Origin of the sequence: Paenibacillus sp. KS1 (genome assembly GCF_001680695.1) — a bacterium.
Classification (GTDB): Bacteria; Bacillota; Bacilli; order Paenibacillales; family Paenibacillaceae; genus Paenibacillus_B; species Paenibacillus_B suaedae.
On the sequence record NZ_MAIS01000047.1, the window covers coordinates 1 to 26,487 of the forward strand.

General features: G+C 46.7%; 24 protein-coding genes and 1 tRNA gene. 1 reads left to right on the plus strand and 24 read right to left on the minus strand.

What is annotated here, in order from left to right; translation table 11 throughout:
* Positions 1-224: 224 nt before the first annotated feature.
* Both BBG47_RS29955 and BBG47_RS16350 read right to left on the minus strand, forming a co-directional pair.
* Positions 225-308, minus strand: a tRNA-OTHER gene (locus BBG47_RS29955).
* The gene (locus BBG47_RS16350) at positions 299-1,303 is read right to left on the minus strand and encodes a PriCT-2 domain-containing protein (RefSeq protein WP_254659839.1); all 1,005 of its coding nucleotides are present in this window, start codon (positions 1,301-1,303) and stop codon (positions 299-301) included. Before BBG47_RS16350 ends, BBG47_RS29955 begins: the two co-directional genes overlap by 10 nt.
* Positions 1,304-1,501: 198 nt before the next feature.
* On the opposite strand from BBG47_RS16350, the gene BBG47_RS16355 reads away from it, so the two are divergent.
* Positions 1,502-1,861, plus strand: coding sequence for a hypothetical protein (locus BBG47_RS16355; RefSeq protein ID WP_065292574.1), 360 nt, complete (start codon positions 1,502-1,504; stop codon positions 1,859-1,861).
* A 442-nt stretch (positions 1,862-2,303) separates the two neighbouring features.
* Here the strand turns inward: BBG47_RS16355 and pduL are convergent, their stop codons facing one another.
* The 22 genes from pduL to BBG47_RS16465 all read right to left on the minus strand — a co-directional run bounded on the left by pduL (position 2,304) and on the right by BBG47_RS16465 (position 26,328).
* Positions 2,304-2,873, minus strand: coding sequence for a phosphate propanoyltransferase (gene pduL / locus BBG47_RS16365; protein WP_065292576.1), 570 nt, complete (start codon positions 2,871-2,873; stop codon positions 2,304-2,306).
* A gap of 104 nt (positions 2,874-2,977) precedes the next feature.
* Positions 2,978-3,844 carry a 2-oxoacid:ferredoxin oxidoreductase subunit beta gene (locus BBG47_RS16370; protein ID WP_065292577.1) on the minus strand — a complete coding sequence of 289 codons (867 nt, stop codon included), beginning with the start codon at positions 3,842-3,844 and terminating at the stop codon, positions 2,978-2,980.
* A gap of 1 nt (position 3,845) precedes the next feature.
* A complete protein-coding gene (locus tag BBG47_RS16375) occupies positions 3,846-5,579 on the minus strand; it encodes a 2-oxoacid:acceptor oxidoreductase subunit alpha (RefSeq protein WP_065292578.1) in 1,734 nt (577 codons plus the stop codon).
* A 204-nt stretch (positions 5,580-5,783) separates the two neighbouring features.
* Positions 5,784-6,743: a dipeptidase gene (locus BBG47_RS16380; RefSeq protein ID WP_065292579.1), complete on the minus strand. Its 960-nt coding sequence runs from the start codon at positions 6,741-6,743 to the stop codon at positions 5,784-5,786.
* 190 nt (positions 6,744-6,933) lie between these two features.
* Positions 6,934-7,194, minus strand: a complete 261-nt coding sequence (locus tag BBG47_RS16385; protein WP_005550495.1) for a stage V sporulation protein S — start codon at positions 7,192-7,194, stop codon at positions 6,934-6,936.
* 253 nt (positions 7,195-7,447) lie between these two features.
* Complete coding sequence (locus BBG47_RS16390) at positions 7,448-8,242, minus strand: TIGR00282 family metallophosphoesterase (protein ID WP_021262403.1); 795 nt, start codon at positions 8,240-8,242, stop codon at positions 7,448-7,450.
* 136 nt (positions 8,243-8,378) lie between these two features.
* Positions 8,379-9,926: a ribonuclease Y gene (gene rny, locus BBG47_RS16395; RefSeq protein WP_021256478.1), complete on the minus strand. Its 1,548-nt coding sequence runs from the start codon at positions 9,924-9,926 to the stop codon at positions 8,379-8,381.
* Positions 9,927-10,229: 303 nt separating this feature from the next.
* Positions 10,230-10,910, minus strand: a complete 681-nt coding sequence (locus tag BBG47_RS16400) for a regulatory protein RecX (protein WP_065292580.1) — start codon at positions 10,908-10,910, stop codon at positions 10,230-10,232.
* 70 nt (positions 10,911-10,980) lie between these two features.
* The gene (recA, locus tag BBG47_RS16405; protein WP_036592478.1) at positions 10,981-12,039 is read right to left on the minus strand and encodes a recombinase RecA; all 1,059 of its coding nucleotides are present in this window, start codon (positions 12,037-12,039) and stop codon (positions 10,981-10,983) included.
* 252 nt (positions 12,040-12,291) lie between these two features.
* A complete protein-coding gene (locus BBG47_RS16410; RefSeq protein ID WP_065292581.1) occupies positions 12,292-13,560 on the minus strand; it encodes a competence/damage-inducible protein A in 1,269 nt (422 codons plus the stop codon).
* A gap of 127 nt (positions 13,561-13,687) precedes the next feature.
* Entirely contained in the window at positions 13,688-14,269 is a 582-nt protein-coding gene (gene pgsA / locus BBG47_RS16415; RefSeq protein ID WP_021256482.1) for a CDP-diacylglycerol--glycerol-3-phosphate 3-phosphatidyltransferase, read from the minus strand.
* A complete protein-coding gene (rimO, locus tag BBG47_RS16420) occupies positions 14,266-15,594 on the minus strand; it encodes a 30S ribosomal protein S12 methylthiotransferase RimO (protein WP_065292582.1) in 1,329 nt (442 codons plus the stop codon). Before rimO ends, pgsA begins: the two co-directional genes overlap by 4 nt.
* A gap of 157 nt (positions 15,595-15,751) precedes the next feature.
* On the minus strand, positions 15,752-16,243 hold the full coding sequence (locus BBG47_RS16425) for a YajQ family cyclic di-GMP-binding protein (protein WP_036592415.1): 492 nt from the start codon (positions 16,241-16,243) through the stop codon (positions 15,752-15,754).
* A gap of 127 nt (positions 16,244-16,370) precedes the next feature.
* On the minus strand, positions 16,371-16,535 hold the full coding sequence (locus BBG47_RS29965) for a hypothetical protein (protein WP_021256485.1): 165 nt from the start codon (positions 16,533-16,535) through the stop codon (positions 16,371-16,373).
* Between the two features lie 133 nt (positions 16,536-16,668).
* Positions 16,669-17,634, minus strand: coding sequence for a helix-turn-helix domain-containing protein (locus BBG47_RS16430; protein WP_065292583.1), 966 nt, complete (start codon positions 17,632-17,634; stop codon positions 16,669-16,671).
* A 50-nt stretch (positions 17,635-17,684) separates the two neighbouring features.
* Positions 17,685-18,449, minus strand: a complete 765-nt coding sequence (locus BBG47_RS16435; RefSeq protein ID WP_021256487.1) for a DUF3388 domain-containing protein — start codon at positions 18,447-18,449, stop codon at positions 17,685-17,687.
* Between the two features lie 241 nt (positions 18,450-18,690).
* Entirely contained in the window at positions 18,691-18,945 is a 255-nt protein-coding gene (locus BBG47_RS16440) for a DUF3243 domain-containing protein (protein ID WP_065292584.1), read from the minus strand.
* A gap of 93 nt (positions 18,946-19,038) precedes the next feature.
* The gene (ymfI, locus tag BBG47_RS16445) at positions 19,039-19,785 is read right to left on the minus strand and encodes an elongation factor P 5-aminopentanone reductase (RefSeq protein ID WP_065292585.1); all 747 of its coding nucleotides are present in this window, start codon (positions 19,783-19,785) and stop codon (positions 19,039-19,041) included.
* Positions 19,786-19,864: 79 nt separating this feature from the next.
* A complete protein-coding gene (gene yfmH / locus BBG47_RS16450; RefSeq protein WP_065292586.1) occupies positions 19,865-21,145 on the minus strand; it encodes an EF-P 5-aminopentanol modification-associated protein YfmH in 1,281 nt (426 codons plus the stop codon).
* A 3-nt stretch (positions 21,146-21,148) separates the two neighbouring features.
* Positions 21,149-22,429 (minus strand): EF-P 5-aminopentanol modification-associated protein YfmF, encoded by a 1,281-nt coding sequence (gene yfmF, locus BBG47_RS16455; RefSeq protein ID WP_175400553.1) that lies wholly within the window; start codon positions 22,427-22,429, stop codon positions 21,149-21,151.
* 244 nt (positions 22,430-22,673) lie between these two features.
* Positions 22,674-23,429: a spore cortex-lytic enzyme gene (gene sleB, locus BBG47_RS16460; protein ID WP_065292588.1), complete on the minus strand. Its 756-nt coding sequence runs from the start codon at positions 23,427-23,429 to the stop codon at positions 22,674-22,676.
* A 142-nt stretch (positions 23,430-23,571) separates the two neighbouring features.
* Complete coding sequence (locus BBG47_RS16465; protein WP_175400551.1) at positions 23,572-26,328, minus strand: FtsK/SpoIIIE family DNA translocase; 2,757 nt, start codon at positions 26,326-26,328, stop codon at positions 23,572-23,574.
* Positions 26,329-26,487: the final 159 nt, after the last annotated feature.

The window sequence follows — 26,487 nt, forward strand, 5'->3', positions numbered from 1 at the left end:
AGTGAGGGTACATACCGGCAGGTTGTGAGTATGGGTACATACCGGCAGGTTGTGGTTGATAATAGTAACTCAAAGCGAACATCCCCTTTCAAAATTACAACATACCCCACTATATGCCTATGCCCATGATTTTGACTCACTTTTATTTATCAATGAAAAACCGCCTCATAAGGAGACGGCTTGCTCCCAAGGCAAGCGTGCTACCACTGCACCACATCCGTTTATGGCACCAGCGCCAGGAATCGAACCTGGGTTTCCAGAGTCTTGTTCTTGCGGCCGCCTCTGGAGTCTACCAAGCTTACGCCGGTGTAAAATTTATACCCTTGGTGGCCAGTTGGATTAAGTACGCATAGGTGCACGATTTCCTCATCGACCACACCCGTAATAATTGCTGCTCGCGGTTCGCTTTTATACTCACCGTTTGAATCGCTTCGTATCCTTCAGGTGTTCCTGTCCGTGCCTCGATGACCTTCACGATCTTTCGCTGCAGTTCCTCAAGCATTGCTCCATCCTCATCTCCCACCGGCACGCAGTCCTGGACAGCTCTCAGTTGCGCCTTAGTGCCAGTCGGATACCGTTCAAGATAAGCATGAGCTGCCGCATCGATGCGTACAATTGCATGGATACTCTTGCCGCCGCTGTATACCATTACGGCAATTGGTAGATCCAGCTCGCGCATAATGGCGTTCTGCTTCTCAATATCCATTGTGTCAGACTCGACGAGTGCGTAACGGAAATCGCTAACGTTCTCATTTTTGACGCCCTTGCCATCAAGAGGATTAAATCGGATCCATGCACCTGCTGCCGAAATGTAGTCACCTAGGACAGCTCCAATATCGCCATTACATTCATTCAGAGCCTGGATTAGCTCGCCAGCTGTACGATCCCATGCCCCCTTGGTGGGCAGATATTTTCCTTCATCGTTCTGCCAGGTGTCAACTACATATCCAACATTCTCTGATGCCTCGAACAATGTTGCCAAATAGGTGGTCAGCTGCTGCACCGGATTCCAGTCGGTCGGTTCGTGAATCTCTTTACCTTCTATCCAGTTTTTATCGATAACCACGTACTCCCCGCCAGAAATCTCATCGTTCCAATCCAGTTCATGATCGTCTCTAGTACTACGAGGCATCCAACCGTTATCCTTGGCCATCTGCGTTATCGTAGCGCCTGTTACTGGCACGCCGGATCCCTCGAACGTCGTCCACTTCTTGAAGCATTCACCAGGATGATATCGGGATCCGTCCCGTTTACTCCAGTCTTCCCAATCGGCGGCTGTATAGCCTTCATATTTTAGCGCCATGCCGACATTTACCCACTCCTGATAACTTAGGAAGGCCGGATCGATGTAGCCAGCAGGGCAATCAGATCCAATTTATGTTCCATTGTCGCGTCTCTCCCAGCTCATGTTCTTCCGTATTTAGACCTAATTCTATTGATATAAATGTAGAAATAATGTAAAATACTAGTGAAATATATTAGAAATTTTTAGGAGATTACAATGAAGAACTTAAAAATTATTGGCCTTACATTGTTCATCTTAATGATGACAACAACTGCTGTATTTGCTGCTAACTCTTCAGTTTCTGTTTATGTGCCAGGAAATGCTCCGTTCTCAGATGCAACTGATTCTATTATCGGTCAAAATCAATATGGTAAAGCAACAATCAATTCAAGTGGTGCATTTTCTGGTTTTATTCATGAATATTGCAACGGCAAAGACACTGTTTACCATTATGACATGCCTAACGGAGGAACTAAGACAATAACCTACTACATGAGTTCTGGTTGTTCGTATAAACTCTTTGTTAAGAGTGATGGAGTTTTCCCCGTAGTAGGTAACCTACAAAACTATCAATAATCAATATAAAGTGTCAGCCTACTAGGGTTGGCACTTTTTTCTATTCACTTTGTTAGCTTACGAGATAACGATTCCTTAGCTTCCCCCTAGACTTTTTTGTCCGATGATTTACGCTTGATTCCTGGTATTAGATTAGTGTATCCAGCAAGCCCAAGCTGGCGCTGTGCCTTGCGGAAAACATAATCAATGTTCTCGCCTGATCTAATGGTTCCGTCAGTTTCAAGATGCTTGCAAGGAATCCAAACGTTTTGGTTTGTACCGCCAAGCGTAAAACGTCTGGCGGCATGTCCTTTATAATTGCGATTGATCAGTCCGAGTCGTATCCCTTTATAAAACTGAAGATTTAGTATGAACCCCTGCACGAACGAAGAAGAAACTCCATGCAAAAAAGGCGCAGCCCTATAAGGACTGCACCTTTCATTTCGAAAGTATGATTCAATAATTAATCAATGATCTCAGCAGTGTCGCCGTTTTTCACGCCAGCAGCATTCGCTTCGTCAGTGTCGATATGCATGTCCAATGCAAACTTCTCAGATACGCGTGCAACCACGTGTTCAAATACAACACCGCGCTCTCCACCTACACGTACGCGAAGCTTTTGCTTGTCTTGAATCCCCCATTTTTCTGCATCAGAAGTATGGAAGTGAATGTGACGAGCAGCTACGATAACGCCGTCTTGCAATTCAACTTCACCAGCAGGTCCTTTTACAAGAACGCCTGGTGTACCTTCGATATCTCCAGATTCGCGAACAGGTGCTTTTACACCGATTGCGAAGGAGTCAGTGCGGGAAATTTCCAATTGGGATGCAGGACGTGCCGGTCCCAAAATACGAACTTTATTGAAGGATCCTTTGGAGCCTACAACTTCAACTGTTTCATTCGCAGCATATTGTCCGGGTTGGGACAATGGCTTGAACTCCGTCAATTGATAACCTTTACCGAACAAAATCTCGATATGTTCTTGAGTCAAATGAATATGGCGAGCGGATACGCCGACAGGTACGTTTTTCATTTCTCTTCCACCTCACGTATGTGTTCTCTCTAGCTAGTACCAAATCATATTATACTACGAAATGCAACAAGGCATGCGCCTAAAGACGCATGCCTTTTCAACAATTATTTGAATTCTGCCACCAATTTGTCAAATTCTTCAGAAGAAAGGCGAATATTTTGCTTCGCTAACGGTTCTTCGCGGAATCCAGATACGAGATTCTCGTAGCTCTTCTTCGATTTATCTTGATAGATAAGACCTGTTATCATTCCATCTGTTTCCATTAGCTTCGTCATTGCTGCGATCCGGTTGGACGGATCATAGCCCTCTACAGATTCCAGATTGATGATGTTTTCCTTGAACCAGTCATACGTATTGATCTTGTTGAATGTTACGCAAGGACTGAATACGTTGATTAAAGAGAAGCCTTCGTGCTTAATGCCTTCCTCAATCAGAGAAGTCAACTGCTTCAAATCACTAGAGAATGACTGTGCTACGAAGGTAGCACCCGCAGACAGTGCAATCTCAAGCGGACTTAATGTGTTCTCGATTGCGCCATCTGGTGTACTCTTCGTCTTGAACCCAACCGCACTGCGTGGCGAAGTCTGACCTTTCGTCAATCCATAGATTTGGTTATCCATGACGATATACGTAACGTTGATGTTCCGGCGAATCGCATGTACGGTATGTCCCATCCCAATTGCGAAGCCGTCTCCATCCCCACCGGATGCAATAACAGTCAGGTCACGGTTAGCTAGCTTCAATCCTTGTGCAATTGGCAGCGCACGTCCGTGAATGCTGTGGAAGCCATATGCATTGATATAACCGGAAATCCGGCCAGAACATCCAATCCCGGATACAACAGCCAAATTCTCAGGTTCCAAACCGACGTTGGCTGCTGCGCGTTGAATGGCTGCCTGAATCGAGAAGTCGCCGCAGCCAGGGCACCAGTTCGGCTTCACATTGTTGCGAAACTCTTTGAACGTTGCCATACTAGACCAACTCCTTGCTTTGTTTGTACAATTCCAAAGGCAGGAACGGAGTTCCATCATATTTATTAATTCGGCGAAGCTTCTCTCCGAATCCAACGTTCAATTTTACTTGATCAGCCAGTTGGCCGGTAGCATTGTTCTCAACAACGACGATTTGCTTCGCCTTCTGCGCATGCGGTGTGAACAGCTCTGTTGGGAATGGATAGATTTGACGTACCGTAATATGGTTGGTCTTTACCCCATCCGCTTCCAAGTGTCTGCGTGCTTCATCAATCGTACCACCAGTGGAGCCCATGCCTACGATAAGTAAATCTGGTTCTTCATGCGGCACATCTGCGTGAATCGCATTCGTCACCTGCAGTCCATTCAGTTTGTTCAACCGTTTGTCCATCATCTTCTTGCGGTTCACTGCACTCTCAGACGGTCTGCCGATCTCGTCGTGCTCAACGCCAGTTACGTGGTGGAGTCCACCTTTCTCCCCTGGAACAACACGTGGAGAAATTCCGTCTTCTGTAAGTTCATAGCGCTTAAACTGTTGATTCGCCTCTAATGGAGGAACGTCGCTCATCAGCTTACCGCGATCGATTGTAATTTGCTCATAATCAAGCATCTCACAAGTTTGTTTACCGAGAGACAACTGCAAATCCGTCAAGACGATAACCGGACATTGGTACTGCTCAGCCAGGTTGAATGCCTCTACTGTATCGAAGAAGCACTCTTCTATTGAACTTGGCGCTATTACAATCTTCGGAATCTCACCATGCGTTCCATAGATCATCGCGTTCATATCACTTTGTTCCTGCTTCGTCGGAAGTCCAGTACTTGGACCGCCGCGCTGTGTATTCACGATAACAATCGGAGTCTCCGTCATGCCGGCAAGACCGATTGCTTCCGTCTTCAGGGAAAGACCAGGACCTGCGGATGCAGTCAGTGCGCGTACGCCGCCATAGTTGGCGCCAATCGCCATCGTAACCGCCGCAATCTCATCCTCTGTCTGAATAACCGTACCCCCGAACTTCGGCAGACGCTTAATCAAATATTCCATAATCTCGGATGCAGGCGTAATCGGATATGCTGCCATCAGACGGCATCCTGCCGCTACCGCACCCAAGCCAATTGCATCGTTACCAATCATGAACAGCTTCTGCTTGCCGTCAGCCGGCTCCAGCTTGAAGTCGTCAAGCGGACCGCCTGCTTGCTCCAGTACGAACTCCGCACCTCTACGTGCAGCTTCAACGTTCTTCTCCACAACTGCTGGACCCTTGCGGCTGAATTCCTCTTCAAGCGCCTTGTTGAAGACTTCCAGCGGCAACCCAAGCAATGCCCAAGATGCGCCCGAAGCAACCATATTCTTCATGAGGGAGGCACCGAGTTCCTCAGCAATCGATGTGAAAGGAACCGCGAAAAGACGTGCATTCACACCTTCTGGAACGGATGGATTGAACTTGGCATCTGCGACGATAACGCCGCCTGGACGAAGTTCACCAACGTTCAAATCAATGGATTCCTGATCGAATGCAACCAAAATGTCCAAGTCGTCCGAAATTGCGCGAATTGGCTTCGTGCTGATTCGAATCTTGTTGTTCGTATGACCACCCTTAATACGAGAAGAAAAATGACGGTACCCATATAAATAGTATCCAAGACGATTCAATGCCGTCGAGAAAATACGGTCCGTACTTTCTACGCCTTCCCCTTGCTGACCCCCGATTTTCCAAGACAATTGACTAATCAAGCTCGCCCACTCCTTTTGAAAGGTGACTCGCATATGCATCACGACGGATGCCACCAAAATTCGCTAAATTGTAACAAGTAAAATATTGTAATGGTTGAGTCACTCTCATTCTATGTGCAGAGGTTGGAAAAAGCAAGCGTTTTCGCCGATGTCCACGATAGCAAGATTCGATGGATATGATACCTTCATGAGATGAATGGACAATTATCCTTCTCGGGCAGGAAGGTTCGCCTTCAGAAATTGCAGAGCATTGCTATGAGCAATTCGATTGACAAATTCCGACGAATATCTACGCTCTATCGCTTCCAGCAAATTTCCGTACTGTCCAGCATGCTCCAGACCTTGTACTTTGTCATCAATGCCGTCGAAGTCCGAGCCGAACATAATATGCTGTTCACCGCCGAGCTCGCAGATCCGATCAATATGGCGAAGCAGATGCTCAATAGTCACTTGCTGGCTATCTGCAATAAAGGCAGGTACGAAGGTGATTCCGATTCTACCATTCCGATCGATAATGGCTTTGATCTGTTCATCACTTAGATTTCTAGGGTGCTTACGCACGTATGCCGAATTGGAATGGGAGGCGAACACTGGACGCTCAGTGAGCTCTAGCAGTTCCCAGAATGCTCTTTCATTCAAATGGGATACATCAACGAGTATCCCCAGCTTGTCGCATTCGCGAATAAGCTGCCGCCCTTTGTTCGTAAACCCAGCCTGCCTTGGCTCCATTGTTCCGTCCACAGCCCAGTTCGAATGATTCCATGTCAAGCCTAGAAAGCGAACCCCAAGCTCATATGCAGTCCGCACATACACCATGTCGCCTTCCAGCCCATCAGCGCCTTCTATAGACAGCAGAGCACCCGTTAACTGTGGCGAACGCTCCCAATGCTCTACATCTTCACGCCATCGAATGAGGGACACATCAGGCAGCGAGCATATCCGTTCACGCAGCAGGTCAATACAGCGCAAGATTTGAGAAAATTGCGGCTGACCGCTACTCAATGCTTCTTCCAGAAATACCGCAAATACTTGCATCCCTACCTGACCATCCTGCATGCGCGGCAGCGTAATATCTAATGCATCCTTGCTCATAAAATCCAACTTGCCTGCATACAGCATCTTGTACAGAACATCACAATGAAAATCAATAATCCGTTGGCTCATAATTCTACGTCCCCTTCTCAGCTTCTTTATTCGCAATCCGGTGAAGGCAGCTGTTTTTACCAAGCTGCGCTTGTCCCTTTGCATCCCATCTCTAACCCATCTGCTCCCGAGGCAGAACAAAGCAAAAAACCTGCTTACGTTGTAAACAGGCTGAATAAATTCGTTACTTACGCACCACTGTCGACGTATATTATCTGGGTTCAACTATCAGTTTGATTGCAGTCCGATCTTCTCCATCGATGACAATATCCGTGAAAGCGGGAACACAAATCAGATCCACACCGCTTGGCGCAACGAATCCCCGTGCAATGGCAACGGCTTTAATCGCCTGATTCAAGGCACCTGCGCCAATTGCTTGCAGTTCGGCTGCTCCCCGTTCACGCAAAACCCCTGCTAATGCTCCAGCTACCGAATTAGGATTGGACTTTGCTGAAACTTTTAATACTTCCATGGAAAGTACCTCCTCGGGATTGTTAAGGTTAGACTCCATTATTAAAACATATTCGTGAAAATCCTAAAAATTCCTTCACAATGCAGATTCCTTCAATTCCTAGCGATGAATCAGCAGCATCCCCCATCTAAGTATTCGGCAAATCAACAAGTCAGTGACATAGCAGTTCGTTCAGATAACGAAACAGGTTCTGTATATAAAAAAAAGCGAGGCCCAGTGCCAACGCACTCACCTCGCTTACGCTTTCGTATTCCTATTCCATAATCCAGTCGTCTTCGCGAACGCGGATCTTCTCAAGCTTAACTGCCTTGCCGGTTGTCTCATCGATCTCGACGACAAGTCCATGGAACTGCCATTTCCCTTCGTCAACGACGAAGCGGACAGGCAGCTGTGTCTTGAACTTGCGCAGCACAGCTTCCCGTTCCATGCCTAGTACGCCTTCCTTGGACCCAACCATGCCGACATCTGTTAAGTATGCCGTTCCACCTGGCAGGATTGTATCATCATTCGTCTGAACATGCGTGTGCGTTCCTACAACGAGTGATGCACGGCCATCCAGATGCCATCCCATCGCGATTTTCTCCGATGTAGCCTCAGCATGGAAGTCAACAAGAATGGCACGCGGCTTCTTGCCAAGTGACTCAAGGATCTCGTCTGTCTTGCGGAAGGGGCAATCAATCGCCGGCAGGAATGTGCGCCCTTGCACGTTGACAATCACCAGTTCCTTGCCGTTGGCCTTAATGACCGCATGGCCTTGACCTGGTGTTCCTGGCGGGAAGTTCGCAGGGCGAACCATGCGCTTCTCGTCGTCAATCCATTCGAATATATCCTTGTTGTCCCACGTATGGTTTCCCATCGTAAAACCATGCACGCCTAAATCAGCGAATTCCTTGACAATTGCCGCTGTGACGCCTCTGCCTCCAGCTGCATTTTCAGCATTCGCAATAATAATATGCGGGTTATGCTTTTGCTTGAGCGACGGAAGAAGCTGCTTCAAAGCCTTGCGTCCTGTATTTCCGACGATATCACCGATAAACATTACTTTCATCTAGCCTGAGTCCTCCTTGCAGCAACCTCTATTCGATGTGCCTGATCGGTACGATCGATCGCAGAGACTGCTTTATATCTCCTAAAAGGGAGAAGTGGCCTAATAAGGCCACTTCTCCAAATCCTATATGTGCATCTTACTTCGCATATTCAACCGCTCGGGTTTCGCGAATGACCGTAACTTTAATATGCCCCGGATAATCCAATTCGCCCTCAATTGTCTTCGTAATCTCGCGAGCGAGGCGATACGCTTCCGCATCATCAATCTTATCCGGCTGTACCATTACGCGAACCTCACGTCCCGCTTGAATCGCGTATGATTTCTCAACGCCCTCGAACGACTCCGAAATCTCTTCCAGTTTTTCAAGTCGTTTGATGTATGTTTCAAGCGTTTCCCTACGAGCTCCCGGTCTTGCTGCTGACAAGGCATCAGCCGCAGCGACCAGCATAGCGATAACGGATGTTGCTTCACAATCGCCATGATGGGATGCGATACTGTTAATGACTACAGGATGTTCTTTATACTTCTTCGCCAACTCTACGCCGATTTCGACGTGAGATCCTTCCACTTCATGATCCAACGCTTTTCCGATGTCATGCAACAGCCCGGCACGTTTGGCTAACGTTACATCCACTCCGAGCTCTCCTGCCATCAATCCAGCAAGATAAGCCACTTCCATAGAATGCTTCAGTACGTTTTGTCCGTAGCTTGTACGGAACTTCAAACGTCCCAATATTTTGATCAAATCAGGATGCAATCCGTGCACACCGACTTCGAACGTAGCTTGTTCTCCGTATTCGCGAATACGCTCGTCCACTTCCTTGCGCGATTTCTCCACCATTTCCTCGATGCGTGCTGGATGAATACGTCCATCCGCAACGAGTTTCTCAAGAGATGTTCTTGCAATTTCACGGCGAATTGGGTCGAATCCGGACAGAATAACCGCTTCAGGCGTATCGTCAATAATGAGATCGATTCCTGTCAATGTCTCGAGCGCGCGGATATTGCGTCCTTCGCGTCCGATGATGCGGCCCTTCATCTCTTCGTTCGGCAATGCAACAACGGATACCGTCGTTTCTGCGACATGATCTGCAGCGCAACGTTGGATAGCCATCGTAATAATCTCACGAGAGCGCTTGTCCGATTCCTCACGAGCCTGCTGCTCGATTTCTTTAATCATTTGTGCCGTTTCATGACGCACTTCTTGCTCTACATTCGTCAAAATAATTGTACGCGCATCTTCCATCGTCAGATTCGAAATGCGTTCCAATTCTGTAACTTGCTGCTGACAAATTTGATCGACCTGTTCTTGTGTTTCTTCGATTCGTCTCTCTTTAGCAGCTACTTGTTCTTCTTTACGTTCCAGCGCTTCTAACTTTTTATCCAACGACTCTTCTTTTTGCAATAAGCGTCTTTCGAGTCGTTGAACTTCGTTCCGTCGTTCGCGGATGTCCTTCTCCGCTTCATTACGAAGCTTATGGATTTCGTCTTTTGCTTCCAACACCGTTTCTTTCTTCAGTGCTTCAGCTTCCTTGCGTGCGCCATCCATAATTTGTTCCGCGGCGTGTTCAGCACTCGTTATCTTCGCTTCGGCAAGCGATTTGCGAATCAGGTATCCGATTCCAAACCCCAAGAACAATGCGGCCACAACGAGAACGATCGCGAGCCAAAGTTGAACGTTCATTGCCTCACCTCCCCGTTGGTTCCTCCAAGCACTGCTTGGGACAGGTTACATTTGTGGTTTTCAAGTTTCCCTATTCATTAATTAACTCAATGGACTGGCGCGAATACGCCAGCTTATGTGTATGCATTGCGCATACACGGGCGTCGCCTTGAGGCGACAATCGGAAATCATTAAATTGGCGAAATGAATCATTAGAAATCAATCTCTGGAAGAGGAGATTGATCTCGTGAAAATAAAGATACATGTTCATTTTATTATTCAAGAAAAGATATTGTCAAGCAAATGACGTGAGTGGTCATTTTATTATTCCTCGATGTCGTGGGAAACTTCCTCTTCTTCACTGCGCTCATCTGCTGCAGTGTAAGCTGCGCGCCTAGCCATATCCATTGGATAGCCTCTACGTGCAAGGAATGCGGCGACCTTCTGCTTGCGCAGATGCAGGTCTCCCTTTGTCTGCCGCCATTTTTTGCGAGCTGCGGACAATGCACTGTTCCACTCTTCATCTGGGTCTATCGAATGAAGAGCTGTCTCAATATGCCGCTCTTGTACTCCCTTCTGCTTCAGCTCATGCTGAATCCATCGGCGCCCCTTCATATGTCGATTCAAGCGCTGATGCGCCCACTGCATCGCATATGATTTATCATCGACAAGCCACTCACGTTCCAGACGATCAAGCACCTCTTGCACAATCCCATCCTCATAGCCCTTCTGAGCTAGGTTACGGGCGAGTTCAATGCGAGTACGTGGTTTGCGTTGCAAATACTTGATCGCCTGCACGTAGGCCTTATTCCCTTCGTCTGCGCGCAATATCTCCGTGAGCGAGTCCAGAGACAACTCAGTACCTTTCAATAACCGAAACTTTACCATCACATCTTCATGCGCTTCTAGCGGTTCCGCTCCATCGAAATGAATCTTATAACGGCCTGCCTGCCTCTCGATTCGCTCTACACGAGTAATCGTTACGATGCGTTCGCTATCCTTCAAACGACTCTCCTCCATACAAATACATAGAAGCACCTTCGCTTAACGCGAAGGTGCTTGAGCTAACAACAAATTATTCGTCGTCACCTAATTCCAATTCAAATGCATCATCGTCATCTTCACTGACACCCTTATCAGGGATTGTTGTAGTCAGATTGCTTGCTGCACGAATTTGATTTTCGATTGTAAGGGCAATCTCCGAATGTTCCTTCAAGAATTGCTTGGCATTCTCGCGGCCTTGACCCAGACGCTCACCTTCGAAGGAGTACCATGCACCGCTCTTCTGCACGATATCCATCTCTGTACCAATATCGACGATGCTTCCCTCACGAGAAATACCTTCACCATACATAATATCGATGTCCGCCTGTTTGAATGGAGGCGCAACCTTATTCTTAACGACCTTAATCCGAGTGCGGTTACCAATCATGTCCGTACCTTGCTTAATGGTCTCAACACGACGCACATCAAGACGAACGCTGGAATAGAACTTCAAGGCACGGCCACCAGGAGTCGTCTCTGGGTTACCGAACATAACGCCAACCTTCTCGCGAAGCTGGTTGATGAAGATCGCAATCGTCTTCGACTTGCTGATTGCACCAGACAATTTACGCAAAGCCTGCGACATTAGACGTGCTTGCAGGCCGACATGGGAATCACCCATCTCGCCTTCAATCTCCGCTTTCGGCACAAGTGCAGCAACAGAGTCAATAACGATAATGTCTACTGCACCACTTCGTACCAATGCTTCCGCGATTTCAAGCGCCTGCTCCCCTGTGTCCGGTTGGGATAACAGGAGCTCATCGATATTAACGCCAAGCTTGTTCGCATATGCTGGATCCAATGCGTGCTCCGCATCAATAAATGCAGCTTGTCCACCTGTCTTCTGTACTTCTGCGATCGCATGAAGTGCAACCGTTGTCTTACCGGAAGATTCCGGTCCATATACTTCAATAATACGACCTCTCGGCAAACCACCGATTCCTAGAGCTATATCTAATGCAAGCGATCCACTTGGCACAATCTCCACTTGCATGTGATTGGATTCGCCAAGTTTCATGATCGAACCTTTACCGAATTGTTTCTCAATTTGACGCAAAGCCATTTCTAACGCAGCGCGACGATCTGACACAAACTCACTTCCTTCACTGATTCGTTTGATATATACATCATAACGTGTTTTATTCAGTTTGCCAAGCATTTTTTCGAACATACATTCGTTTTTTACGAACGTTTATTACTTTTATTTACATATTATCCAAATACCCACATCTGGTGCACCAACAAAAAAAACCGCAACAAAGCGTGTATATACACTTCGTTACGGTTCTTCCGTATCTTATGATTCGATTGTATCCTCCACTACTTCATTTGTCAACATTTGTTAATGAATATGTACTGTTCGATCCTGCAGCCTTCTCCACAATCGATACATAATAGCATATACAGTACGGCGGCGGATTCCTTCTCGATCTCCGTTCAAACGAAGCTCCTCCACTACGATTTCCCGGCCCTTCTCCGCAATCGCAATATAAACGAGGCCTACAGGCTTCCGCTCGGAGTGAGCTGGTCCTGCTACGCCTGTTATGGCAACTGTGAAATCCGTATCTGCAATATCACGCATCCCTTCAGCCATTGCCTTGGCTGTTGGCTCGCTGACCGCACCAGGCGCATTTTCACCCTCGAGCAGTTCATGAGGCACGCCTAGAATGCGCTCTTTCATCTCATTCGAATAGGTTACCGCCCCGCCGGCAAATACTTGCGAGCTTCCCGGAACAGCTGTGATCATGTCCGCAAACATCCCGCCCGTACAGCTCTCTGCTGCGGACAAGGTCATGCCAAGCTGCGATAACTGCTCCACCAACACCACTGGCAAAGATACATCCTTGGCAGCATACAAATGCATCCCCAATCGGTTGTGAATTTCCTGTTCAACCTGATCAAGCTTCACATCTGCCACGCGCTGATCTATCCCTTTGACGGCTAATCGAACGAGAACCTCGCCTTCCTTAGCATAGGTGGCAATCGTTGTGTCCGTCTGCTGTTCAATGAGATCAAGAAGAGCATTCTCAAGCCCAGATTCACCGATGCCTGCGAACTTCAACATCCGCGTATATAAGGAAGACTGATCAATGAGCTGCTGGCTCTTCAACCACGGAATCGCCTCATTATCGAGCATCGTCTTCATTTCACGAGGTGGTCCAGGAAGCAGTACATATGTAGTACCATCATGCCGCAGGGCATTTCCTACAGCAAGCCCATTCGAGTTCTTCAGTACATCAGCGCCGTCTATCACATTCGCCTGACGCTTATTGCTTTCGACCATTTGTATGCCGCGCCCCGCAAACATCTCGGTCATCTTGGCCATTGCTGGCTCATCATAGGTCATCTTGCGGCCTAACATCTCCGCGAGCACATCCTTCGTCAGATCATCCATCGTCGGTCCCAGACCACCTGTGAAGATAAGCAGATCGGAACGCTTGCATGCCGTTTCAATACATTGTCGAATCCGCACAGCATTATCCCCAACAACCGTATGATAGAACACATCTACACCAACCACTGCCAGTCGCTGCGAAATATATTGCGCATTCGTATTGACGATTTGTCCCAGCAGCAGTTCTGTCCCAACTGCAATGATCTCTGCTTTCATGCCAACCACCATCCCTATTAGTCGTTATCAAGCATTTTACAAGTCTATAAATGTGAATAGGTGCCCCTTCCTGCCCGGAGAGCCGGAACTATGGAAAAAGCACCTATTGACCTATCAGCTTCCGTTATCAATCCGAAAGGTGAAGCACATTTTTATTTTTTACAAAGTAGTCAATTCCCGAGTATACGGTAATTAACGCAGCGACCCAAGTCGCCAAGATGTCAAAACGGAAATGAACGAACGCAAATGGGAAATTGTTCAGCAGCATCGCTGCAATCGCCGTAATTTGGGTTGCTGTTTTCCATTTCCCCCACTTGCTTGCAGCAACAACAGTTCCTTCGAGCAAGGCAACTTGCCTTAGGCCAGTAACCGCAAATTCACGGCTAATAATAACAACCGCAATCCACGCATCACATTTTTGCATCTCAACAAGTGAGATAAGAACCGCCGCTACGAGCAGCTTGTCTGCAAGTGGATCAAGCAGCTTTCCTAAATTTGTAACCATTTTGCGTTTACGGGCGATATAACCATCCAATCCATCGGTACTTGCAGCAATAATGAAGATCAAGGCCGCAATAATCTGGTTGTAAGTAATCGAGAAACCCTCTAGTTCAATCGCAGGCAAATAATCAAAGTTCACCAATAGGAAGAACATCATTATTGGCACAAGAAAAATACGGACTAACGTTATCTTGTTCGCCAGATTCACGCGAGACCCTCCCCGGCTAAGTCAAATTCAAGCGCATGAGTAATCCTTACCTTGACAATTTCCCCAATACTCAATGGCTGGCCGGAAATAAATACTTCCCCGTCAATTTCAGGGGCGTCGAATTGCGAGCGGCCAATGAACACATCATTGCGGCCATCGTAACGCTCAACAAGGACTTCCAATATATCACCAATACGCTTTTCACTTACTTCTTTAGATACTTGGCGCTGAATTTCCATAAGGGTATTCGCACGCCACTCCTTAACATCATCAGGCACATGGTCTGGCAGCCTCGTTGCAGGCGTGTCCTCTTCGGAAGAATAGGTAAATACGCCAAGCCGATCGAACTTCATCTCCCTGATGAAGTCGCATAATCTGTCAAAGTCTTCGTCCGTTTCTCCAGGGAACCCTACGATAATAGACGTACGCAGCGCTACACCAGGAATTCGTTCACGAATTTTATTCACCAGCTCTCGGGAATCACGCTGGCGACCAGGACGTCTCATGCGCTTCAAAATGCTATCTTCACTATGCTGCAATGGCATGTCGATATACTTGCAAATCTTCGGATTGCTCGCAATCGCATCCATAAGCTCCTCAGTAAAAAATCCAGGGTACGCATAGTGCAGACGAACCCATTCCACCCCCGGAATTTTGCTTACTTTATTCATTAACTCCGGCAGCTTGAAACCGTCGTATAAATCTACACCATAATTCGTGGAATCTTGGGCAATTAGGCTAATCTCCTTGACCCCTTGTCCTGCAAGCTGAGCTACCTCAGCAAGAATGGATTCCATTGTACGGCTGCGGAACTTGCCTCTCATGATTGGTATACTGCAAAATGTGCAGTTATTGTCGCAGCCTTCGGCTATTTTGACATATGCCGTATAGCGCGGAGTCGCCACTTTGCGTGGAAGGATGCGATCATAATCGAATACGGGATTGCCTACACGAATCGGCCTGCTTCCTTGCAGGGCTTCATCAACAATATCATTGATTTTGTCAAAATCACCGGTACCAACGATACCGTCAATCTCCGGCATTTCATCAAGCAGCTGCTCCTTGTATCGCTGCGTTAAGCATCCGGATACAATAAGTGCCTTCAAGTCAGCAGTTTCCTTCAAATCTGCTAGTCTTAAGATCGTATTCACCGATTCTTCCTTAGCAGCATCAATGAATCCACATGTGTTGACGATGATTACCGTTGCTTCTTCTTCGTTTTCCACCAGTTCATATCCACGCTCATAAATTAAGCCGGACATAATCTCGGAATCAACCAAGTTTTTGTCGCAGCCCAACGTTACGATTTTAATCTTTTCTGTCATTTTACATCCCCCATAAGGCAGACTCCCATTGGAGTATTTTCACATCCGTATGTCTATGTACCTCATCAAGTATAATACAGGCATGACTTTGGAGTCAAAAAAGCAAAAAGAGCCCAGCATCCTTCCCTCTTGCAGCTTAGTGATGATGGGCTATCGTTTAGCGATAATTCGTAAACTGTAGATCTAGCGGCAGATTTGCACCTCGTAACAGCGTCATAACAGCTTGCAAATCATCTTTACTTTTCCCAGTAACCCGAATCTGATCACCTTGGATTTGACTCTTTACTTTTAACTTCGAATCACGGATCATAATGTTAATTTTCTTTGCTACATCCTGATCGATTCCTTGCTTGCATTTCGCTCGCTGCCGTACCGCAGCAGAAGCTGCAGGTTCAATTTTGCCGAACTCCATATTTTTAATGGCTACGCCGCGCTTGGCCATTTTGGACTGTAAAATATCAATGACATTTTTCAGTTTGTACTCGTCATCCGAGACAATTATCACTTCATCCTTCTCAAGTGTAATTTTACTTTTGCTCCCTTTGAAATCGTATCGAGATTCGATCTCCTTCATTGCTTGTGTAATCGCGTTATTCATTTCCTGTAGATCCAACTTGGATACAATATCAAATGAACTGTCCGCCATCATTAGCTCCCCCTTTACAAATACTGCTGTCAAATCAAATCCTTTGTATGATCATAGTTATGTATATACACAAAGGCATTCTTACACAGACCTAAGCCTGCAAAAGAATGCCCCAGTAGCATGCGATTGTCTAAAAACGGACACGTGCTGGCGCTCGGAACATATCAATAATGCCCAGCAAAATATGAGCCAGTCCGAAGCCTAACACACCGTACCCCCAAACACTTGGCGTCAAGTAATACCCTAACAAGCTGACCACAATACCTGCTCCGGTAACGATCCAACTGGTTGCCATCGCTCGACACCTCACTTGATTTTATTGGAGAATAACAATGATCGCCGCAGCTATTATTGTCTCCTCTCGCAAAGTGAATATGTCATGTATCATGATGAAATTCACACCAAGTGCCTAAGGAAAGACCGCTTACTTAACGTGAGCCTTGGTTCGCATTGTTCGTTGAGGCTTGACCTTGCTTCTCCGTTTGCAGCTTCTGAGCTTCCTCATAAGATACCCACTGCAGACGAATATTTTTGGAGCCTTCGTTATCGGATTTCGTCAATGCTTCGCCAGCAACTGTCACTTCAATTGCTTTGGCATAGCCTGCACGAATGAACATACCTTGTTCGGTCATATCGAACGTAACGGTCTGATCTTTCTCCAATGTTGCATAGTGAAGCTTCTTCCCGTTGCTGCTCTTCTCATGAACAGCCAGCCAGCTTCTGTCGCCTGCCGCTTTAATCTCTACCTTCACTGGCGTGTTTGCTGGAGCCGATACGGTGTATACATCCTCAGAGCGCTTGGAGGATTCCAACATGACGATTGGCTTCTCCACCTGTTTCGGAGGTTCCGGCGTAGTAGGCTTAACCGGCTGCTGAACCGCTCCACCTGCATTGTTTCGTCCTGCTTTGTCGCCATTCGCCGCTCCATTTGAGCCTATTGATGGATTTTGTGTCTCTGTAATATTCGTATCATCAGAAGTGTTATCCGTTGTGCTCGGATTCACTTTCATCACGACGAAGAAATATACTATGACACCAATAAGAATGATGAATGCCCATAGAAGCAGCGTCGATGCCCAGCGTCCGAATCGATCAGACGGAGCTTGTACACTACGTTTCTTCGTACGCATTAGCGGTTCAATTGTTGGCTCTGGTTCCGGCGTTGGGATGTCGTTGCGGTAATACTGCAATACTTCATCAGGATTCAAGCCTACCGTCTCTGCATACGTCTTCACGAAAGCACGTACATAGAACGAACCCGGCAGAACCTTATAGTCCCCTTCTTCAATCGCTTCCAAGTAACGTTTACGTATCTTCGTTGCTTCTTGCACATCATCCAGAGAGAGATTCTTCTCCACTCTTGCTTTTTTCAATAATTGCCCTAATTCTGACACAACTTCACCTCCTGTCCTTAATCCAAGCTGCACTTGCGTACTGCTTTATGTTAAATTTCGTTATAATTTATCGTAAACGATTCATACGTAATTTCCTCATCCGGGTTACTGCGCAATTCAATAATATAATCGAAGAAATCATAACTATAGCCGGTTTCTTGAACAAATATGTCTGGATGCTCTATGACCTTCGTGGATGGCATGTTGATAATTTCATCTAGCAATCCAGCATGCTTCTCATTTGAACGAATTGTACTGACAATACCATCGATAATAAAGATATTGTTTGGATTCAATTCTTCATCCGACATTTGGCTGCGTACGGTCTGCCTGAGCAGCGTCGAAGATACAAACGTCCAGCGCTTCATCGCACACACACTTCCAGCAATGATGGACTCTGTCTTGCCAACCCGGGGCATTCCTCGAAGTCCGATCACCTGATGGCCATCCCGCTTGAATATTTCCCCCAGAAAATCAACCAGCAAGCCAAGCTCATCCCTTGTAAAGCGGAACGTCTTCCGATCATCAGAATCGCGTTCAATATATCTGCCATGGCGTACAGCCAGAATATCAACCAACTTCGGCTGCCGTAGTGCGGACACTGTAATATTGTCAACCTTTTTCAGCATCTGTCCCATGATTTCGATCTTCTCATCATCATCGGTTTGCAGAAGCATTCCTCTTGTCTTGTCTTCCACACCATTAATCGTCAAGATATTCACTTCAAGCATACCAAGCAGCGAAGCAATGTCTCCAAGAAGACCAGGTCGGTTCTTATGTATCTTATATTCCATATACCACTGTTTGTACTCCATGACACACCTCATCCACGGTTATCCGCCGTTTTCCATTCTACAATACATGGGACACAAATTCCACCGGAGTATGGCTAAAAAACGAGAAAAAACGCAATACTTTCTTATTTTCTCCGATTAAGTACCATTATAGCAGGTTCTGAGCATGTATTCATGTCGTTTGCGCCTGGTTATGGGTATGAAAAGAAAGAAAGTTCGTACCAGAACTTCCTTTCTTTAGATATATGGACAAAATGACGAATTACCCGTTTTTATCAGCCAATTTTACCATCAAACGAGCAATCGTTTGCCGCTCTTCATCAGAGCCTACATTCCATAACTCCCTCAATGCACTTTCTTCTGCATTTTTAGGATCAACCTTTTCTTCCAGAAATGATCCGATCTCAAAAGCAAGCTTGGAAATTGTTTCTTCAGACATGCCTAGCCCTTTTGCTTGCTTGACACGCTCACCAAGAAACTTTTTCCACGAGTCGAAGTTTTCAAGTACTGATGACATGAGAACGCCCTCCTTGTGGCCTAGTGTGAATTCATCAGTCGTAATATGTGCCTCTGCCACCGGAATTATACGTTCTGTCTGCAAACAGATCGCTTACATCTGCCATCCACCGTTGGGACTAATAATCTGTCCTGTAATATAACCGGATTCCGGCAATGCCAAATAGTAAATAAGGGAGGCTATTTCTTCAGGGGTTCCAAGCCGTCCTAACGGAATATCTTCTTGCAATGCCATTCGCTCTTGTTTATCCAGATGCTTCACCATATCGGTATCCACTACCCCTGGAGCTACTGCATTTACGGTTACACCAGAAGGAGCCAGCTCTTTGGCCAATGCTTTCGTAAACGCATTAACCCCGCCTTTGGCCATCGAATACATGACTTCACAAGATGCTCCAGTGATTCCCCAAATTGAAGATACGTTGATGATTCGACCGTACTTCTGCGTAATCATGTGAGGAGCGAACCGCTGGGTGCACATAAACATCCCCTTCAGATTGATATCCATGCAGTCCGTCCATTCTTGTTCTGTCACATCCGTGAACAATCCGTAATAGGCAACCCCAGCATTGTTAACCAAGATGTCGGGTGTAAACCCCAGTTCATCAAGCTTGTCCTTCATTCGATCTAGCTGTTCCATATCTCTTAGATCAGCTGAAATCGTCATTACTTGCGCCCCGTGATTGATGCATTTACGGGCTACCTCATTTGCTGCTTCATGTGAATGCAAATAATGAATAACAATTTTCATGCCGACTTGGGCGAAGCGCTCCGCAATCGCAGCTCCAATTCCTCGGCTTGCTCCGGTAATAAGAACAGAAGTATCTGACAATGCTTTCATACATGTTCTCCCCCTATGGACAAGTATTCTCTTTAGATAAAAAAGAAGACGCACCTATTGATAGGCACGCCTTCGTATGTTACGGTTGTTCGACAATAGATACTGCCAGCCGATTCCAATCAAAATGATCTTTCAACCGTTGATGAACTTGTTCTAACGTTAGCGTCTCGTATACCGAAAGTATATCAAATAAATCGGTATCACGGAACTTATACTTCGTAAATTCATTGGCAATTGCTTCAGGTGAATTAAGCATGCGCAAGTATGAGCCAATCGATTTGTTGCGAATACGCTCAAATGCTGCCTGCTCAAAGCCCGACGCCTTGCGTTCATCAATTAGCTCCTGCACCCGCTTCACTAGGCCATCAGGGTCTTTTGATTCACCGCCGATAATGGAGAATGCATAGTCCGGACTGCAGGTATATTCGCTGCCAAATGAATCTGTCGTCAAACCCTCCTCATACAGGGTCTGATACAACGGCGAACTGCTGCCCATCATCAAGTCCAGCATGAGGCGGGTTGTCACTTCGTATTCCAAAAGCGCTCTGCCCTCTAAGCCCGGACGCGGTTCCTTGCAGCCAAATAGACAACGCGGCAGAGAAACGGGCAGCTTCGCCACACGTCTTGCTTCCTTAACCTCAACAGGCTCCTCTTCAAAGATCCGGCGAATGTCGCCCTGTGGCTCGAATGATTTGGCCGCTTGATTGCTTCGCACAAGTTCGAAGATGCCCTTCGGATCAACACCGCCTACAACGAACAGCAGCATATTGGAAGGATGATAGAAGGTGTGGTAGCACGTATAGAGCGTCTCCTTCGTAATGGTTCCAATCGATTCGATTGTGCCTGCAATGTCGATATGAACAGGATGGATGTGGTACATTGCCTCAATAAGGCCGAAGTACACTCGCCACGCTGCATTGTCGCGATACATGTTAATCTCTTGGCCGATAATGCCTTTTTCTTTTTCTACATTTTCATCTGTAAAATAAGGTCTTTGCACGAAATCAATCAATGTCTGCAGGCTCTCTTCAATATGTGAAGTGGAAGAGAACAAATAGACCGTACGATCAAATGAAGTGAAGGCATTCGCAGATGCCCCCAGTTCTGCGAACTTCGCGAATATATCCCCTTCTGGCTCTTCGAACATTTTATGCTCTAAGAAATGGGCAATCCCATCCGGAACTTGAACCTCTTCTTGTCCTTCTACTTGAAAGTGATTGTCGATGGAGCCATATTTTGTAGAGAAGGTTGCGTATGTTTTCTGGAATCCCGCTTTTGGCAGAACATACACATCCAGACCATTGTCCATCCGCTCATAATATATGGTTTCTTGCAAATTGGAGTATTGACGTTGTTCCATCGATTAGGCCTCCTCCTTATTGCGCAAGAAATAAATGGTATCCAAGTGGAAGGTCTGTGCGACTTCTTGAATATGTGCAGCTTCAATATGCTCTACCTCATCAATGAGCTGGGACGTTGTGCGCTCTCTTCCGGATAACACTCGATTGAAATCAAAGCCAATCATCTCAAACGAAGAATCATCAATCTCCCGCAATTGATTCGCAATCATGGCCTTCGTCTGGCTGATTTCAAGCGATTGCAGCTGCCCAGCCTTCATCGCATCCAACTGCTCAATAATAATTTGCCGGGCTTTATCGAAATTCTCGAACTCAATACCTGACTGAATGGTACAAATACCCTTGTGGCCTTCAAAGCGAGAAGCTGCATAATATGCAAGGCTGTTTTTCTCCCGCACATTTATAAACAGCTTTGAATGCGGGTAACCGCCTAATATGCCATTGTACATAAGCGCGGCAGGATAAGCATCGTCCGCATACGTAATCGTAGATCGAAGCCCCATATTCAACTTGCCCTGGCTAACCTCCAAACGTTCAATGACGGTGTTCGGTTCACCAATACGTGGTACTGGAATAGAACGTGCATATGGTGTCTCCACGTTTCGATCGATACGGAATGAAGCCTCGACACAGCGTTCTATCTCTTCATAGGACGTATCTCCAACAACATATACGTCAATCGCCGCATGCTCAAGCAGCCAGCGATACTTATCGGTTAAGGTCGCTGCATCAATTCCATCCAGATCGTCCCGATTACCAAGCGCATGCAGTCGATACGGTTCATTCTTGCACATTTCTTCCACACAGCGTTCTGCTGCGTAGCGAATTTTATCGTTGACAATAGATTCAATCCGCTGACGCACTGTCTGCTTCTCTTCTTCTACATACTTATTGCGCAATGTTCCATTGTCCATAACTGGTGCTGTAATGGCTTCACCCAAAAACTGAAATGCTTGGGCAAGCAAAGACTCAGATGAACTTACAAATGCATCATTAATAACGTCCATGCGGAACTGGATAATTTGATAATCTGCTCGCTTGAACACATCGAAGCCGAAGCCCGCTCCATACAGCTCATCAAGTCGCTCGCGGAACCGAATCGTCTCTGGATAAGAAGCCGTCCCTCTCCGTAATACAAAAGGCGTAAGTGCCGTACTCGTTACGGTATCCTCTTGAAGAGGAATGCCCACATACACAGAGATGGCGAACGTTTTGAAGCGCTTTGTCGGCATAACATGAACACGCATGCCTTTAACCTTTCCCCGTTCAAATGTCGGTTTGCTCACCATATCTAACCCCATTTCTTCCGTGATTGTCACGGTGAATTGCAACCATGTTGCATGTTATATTCAGTGATAATCCAATGTATACCTTCTCGCTTCCGTACACATATGATCAATCGTTCAACATCCTTAACATACCGAAATGGAAACAAAGAAGCAAATGGACTGAACGCCATTGCTTCTTCATCCCGCTTCTGTATGTAGCATCCCGTACCGTCTCATCTCAACTGCCGCTTCGGTCACTTGATTACATACAGAAGATATGTTTGCCGATTGTTTTGACTTGAGGTCGAGTCCAAATCCACTTCGAAGTTGCCGTCTCAGGGTTGAAATAGTACAGACAGCCACCAGAAGGATCCCAGCCATTAATGGCGTCCTTCACCGCTCGTTTGGCATTCTCGTTCGGTTCAAGCCAAATCTGTCCATCCGCTACTGCAGTAAATGCCCCTGGTTGAAAAATTACGCCATACGCTGTCTTCGGAAAGCTTGGCGACTTCACACGGTTCAATATTACCGCGGCTACAGCTACTTGTCCCTCATAAGGCTCACCGCGCGCTTCGCCATACACGGCATTGGCCATAAATTTTAAATCATTCTCCGACAACCCTAAATTGTTGGAGCCGCTAACATTATTATTTGTTGAGCCAGATGGCTTGGTAGGTGCCGTTCCGCCCGAAGTTTCAGGCTTCCAATTTTTCGTAGCTTTTACTAGCATTTCTTTGGTTTTCGATCCAACGATTCCGTCTGACTTCATGCCGAACTTCCATTGGAACCATGTCACTGCATTCTTCGTCGCGGGACCAAAGATTCCATCTGTCTTGCCATCATAGTAACCAAGGAATTTCAATCGACCTTGTAACTCCTTCACATCTTGGCCTTGGGAGCCTTGCTGCAGTGTTGCATTGCTAAATGTGGCTTCCGTCTTGCCCATATGCTTGTACTGGAACGCTCCAATTAGCATGAATACAATACATATCGTGATCCAAATCATCCGTTTTCTCATGCCTAACGTCTACCTCTCTCTTGTGAATTTAACAGGATTGGCAACTTTATTATGAGATAACGGATAGAGATCTATGCACTTACAGCCAACACCTACTGCATAAGCAAAAGAGAGCGCAGGGCGCTCTCTTTCTGTATCCTATTTAGGATGAAATTTTGCTTTGTTGATATTGTTCCAATGTGATCAGCACTTCACGCGGCTTACTGCCCTCATGCGCGCCAATCAAGCCCTGCATATGCATATGATCAATCAGACGACTGGCGCGGTTATATCCGATGCGCATCCGGCGCTGCAGTAGCGATGCCGAGGCTTGCTGCGCTTCGAGCACGATTTGAATCGCTTGATCATACAACTCATCGACCGGTTCATCAGAAGCATGTCCGCTCTCATCGATTTCCGGCACCAGCTCTTCGTTGTATTCCGCTTGCGCTTGACCGCTTACGAATCCAACGACTGCCTCGACCTCTTGGTCGGACAGGAATGCGCCCTGCACACGAATCGGCTTGGATGAGCCCATCGGCAGGAATAGCATGTCCCCACGTCCGAGCAGCTTCTCGGCGCCTGCCATATCCAGAATCGTTCGTGAATCCACCTGGGACGATACACCGAACGCGATACGAGACGGAATATTAGCTTTAATAACCCCGGTAATAACGTCAACCGATGGGCGCTGGGTCGCGATAATCAGATGGATACCAGCTGCACGCGCCATTTGAGCTAATCGGCATATTGAATCCTCTACATCATTGGCAGCGACCATCATCAAGTCCGCGAGCTCATCGACAATAATGACGATATAAGGAAGTACCTTGTCCGGCTCATCTGCAACCAGCTTGTTATACCCTTCAATATTCCGAGTCGCCGATTTGGAGAACAACTCATAACGCTTTTCCATCTCAACAACGATTTTCTTTAAAGCAAGCGAAGCGCGTCTTGGATCAGTAACGACTGGCGCAAGAAGATGCGGGATGCCATTGTATACATTCAGTTCCACCATTTTCGGGTCGACCATGAGGAACTTCACTTCATCCGGCTTCGCCTTATACAGGATACTCGTAATAATCCCGTTGATACATACCGATTTCCCCGAACCTGTAGCACCTGCAACGAGCAAGTGAGGCATTCGAGCAAGGTTGCCTACAATCGGCGTCCCGGCAATATCACGGCCTAATGTAATGGACAACCGTGACGGAGCATCAATGAAAGTTGGTGTCTCCATGACCTCTCGCATCGTAACGATTGATACTTCATTGTTCGGAACCTCGATCCCAATCGCGGATTTCCCTGGTATGGGTGCTTCCATCCGAATGTCCTTCGCTGCTAAGGCAAGTGCGATATCATCAGACAGGCTGACAATGCGGCTAACCTTAACCCCGATGTCAGGTTGGATTTCATAGCGGGTAACTGCCGGCCCTCGAACGACCTCCAGTACCTTCGCTCGAACGCCGAAGCTCTCCAACGTAGCTTCCAGCTTGCGAGCTGTCTGCATGAAGTCGGCTTGATCGCCGCCCTTCCCATTTCCCTGCTGCTTCGCAAGCAGGTTGAATGGAGGCATCTTGTACGGCTTCGGAGGCGGCTTTTGGACAACGACTGCCTGCCCTGAGCCTTCACCGTCACTGAGCAATCCATCTGTCTCCAGATGGATATCACCCTCATCACCTGTAAGCTCATCCGCATGGTTATGCTCAATCTGCCCGTGCTTCATGTCTTCCGACTTAGCTTGATTCTCATTGTTCCAATCATCTTCAATGTCGTCTGCTGCCTCATCAATAGGAGAAGTGTGCGGCTTGGTAAATCCACTGATTGCTACATCCTCTTGGGAATCCAAATTATCAATATGATCGACGTCCGCAGTTGCTGTAAAATCACGGAACAATGGAGCATGGGATTGTTCGTCATCCTGTTCAATACGAGCAAGGAGTGCGTTCAGCTTCGAAGCTTTGCTTACCGTATTCATTGCAGCGGCTCCAGCCTCTGGCTGTATAGTGTGCTCTTCATTCAATCTAGCCGCGTGCGGCTTGCTTGTATATACAGCAGAACCTTCGTTGTATTCTTCATCATCTTCTTTGGTGGAGAGGAATCGCTTCTTGCTTGCCTCACTGATTTTGCCGAATATCTGCATAAATACAGGTGTGCGGCCTTGTAAATTCCCATCATCTTCTTCATCATCAAGCGCATCATCGAGCATGTAATCGTCATCTGCGTCCTTCTTCGCCGATTTACGCTGCTTGCTTTCCATTCGTTTGCGCTCATTGATACGCGCTTTGCGCTTCTTCTTCATGACAGCCGCGAATTTCTTCACTTGGGTACGAATCAGCCTCACAAGCTCAACATAGGAAAGCTGTGTAGCCAGCATGAAACCAATGAAGAGCATGACGATGGTGAGCAGTTTTGTTCCTAATGCACCAAATAATACAAATAAGGTACAATAAAGAATTGCACCTATATATCCGCCGCTAATGTCTTTCTGCAGCATTGTTCCAGCCGTGCCTGTATCGGTTGCTTGCACGAGTTCTAAGTTCAAAGCATTATGTATGTCTTTCAATATGTATCCAGCACTTACTTCATCCGTTGCAGTTGGCAAAATACGTTGTTCTACCGCGTGCACGGTACTTATCATCGTCAAAGCAAGAATAATGACCATGATGCCGCTCTTGCGGGAGTTCCAGCCTGAAGGCCACTGGCGTTTAATCATTACCGACAATCCAATATATATGAACACGAGCGGTATGAAAAAGTACCATTTACCAAGCAGCAAGCCTGATATTTTAGATAAGGAGCGCCCGAACGCCGCCCCGCCAGCCAGCGCAATGACGGAACAGGTAATCAGCAATATGCCATAGATTTCGTATTTCAGGCTCTTGCTGAAGGATTGCTTTTTCTTCTTCTTACGGGCCAAAATGCCGTCACCTCCATCCCTCATTATAACACAGAACAACCGTTCTTCCTATGACCATTCCATAACAAGGGAATTGAGAAAAATAAAAAAGACAGAGTCCGGGTAGGATCTGTCTAAATGAGAAATATGGATCAGCATGGATCATGTGACCTCACATCG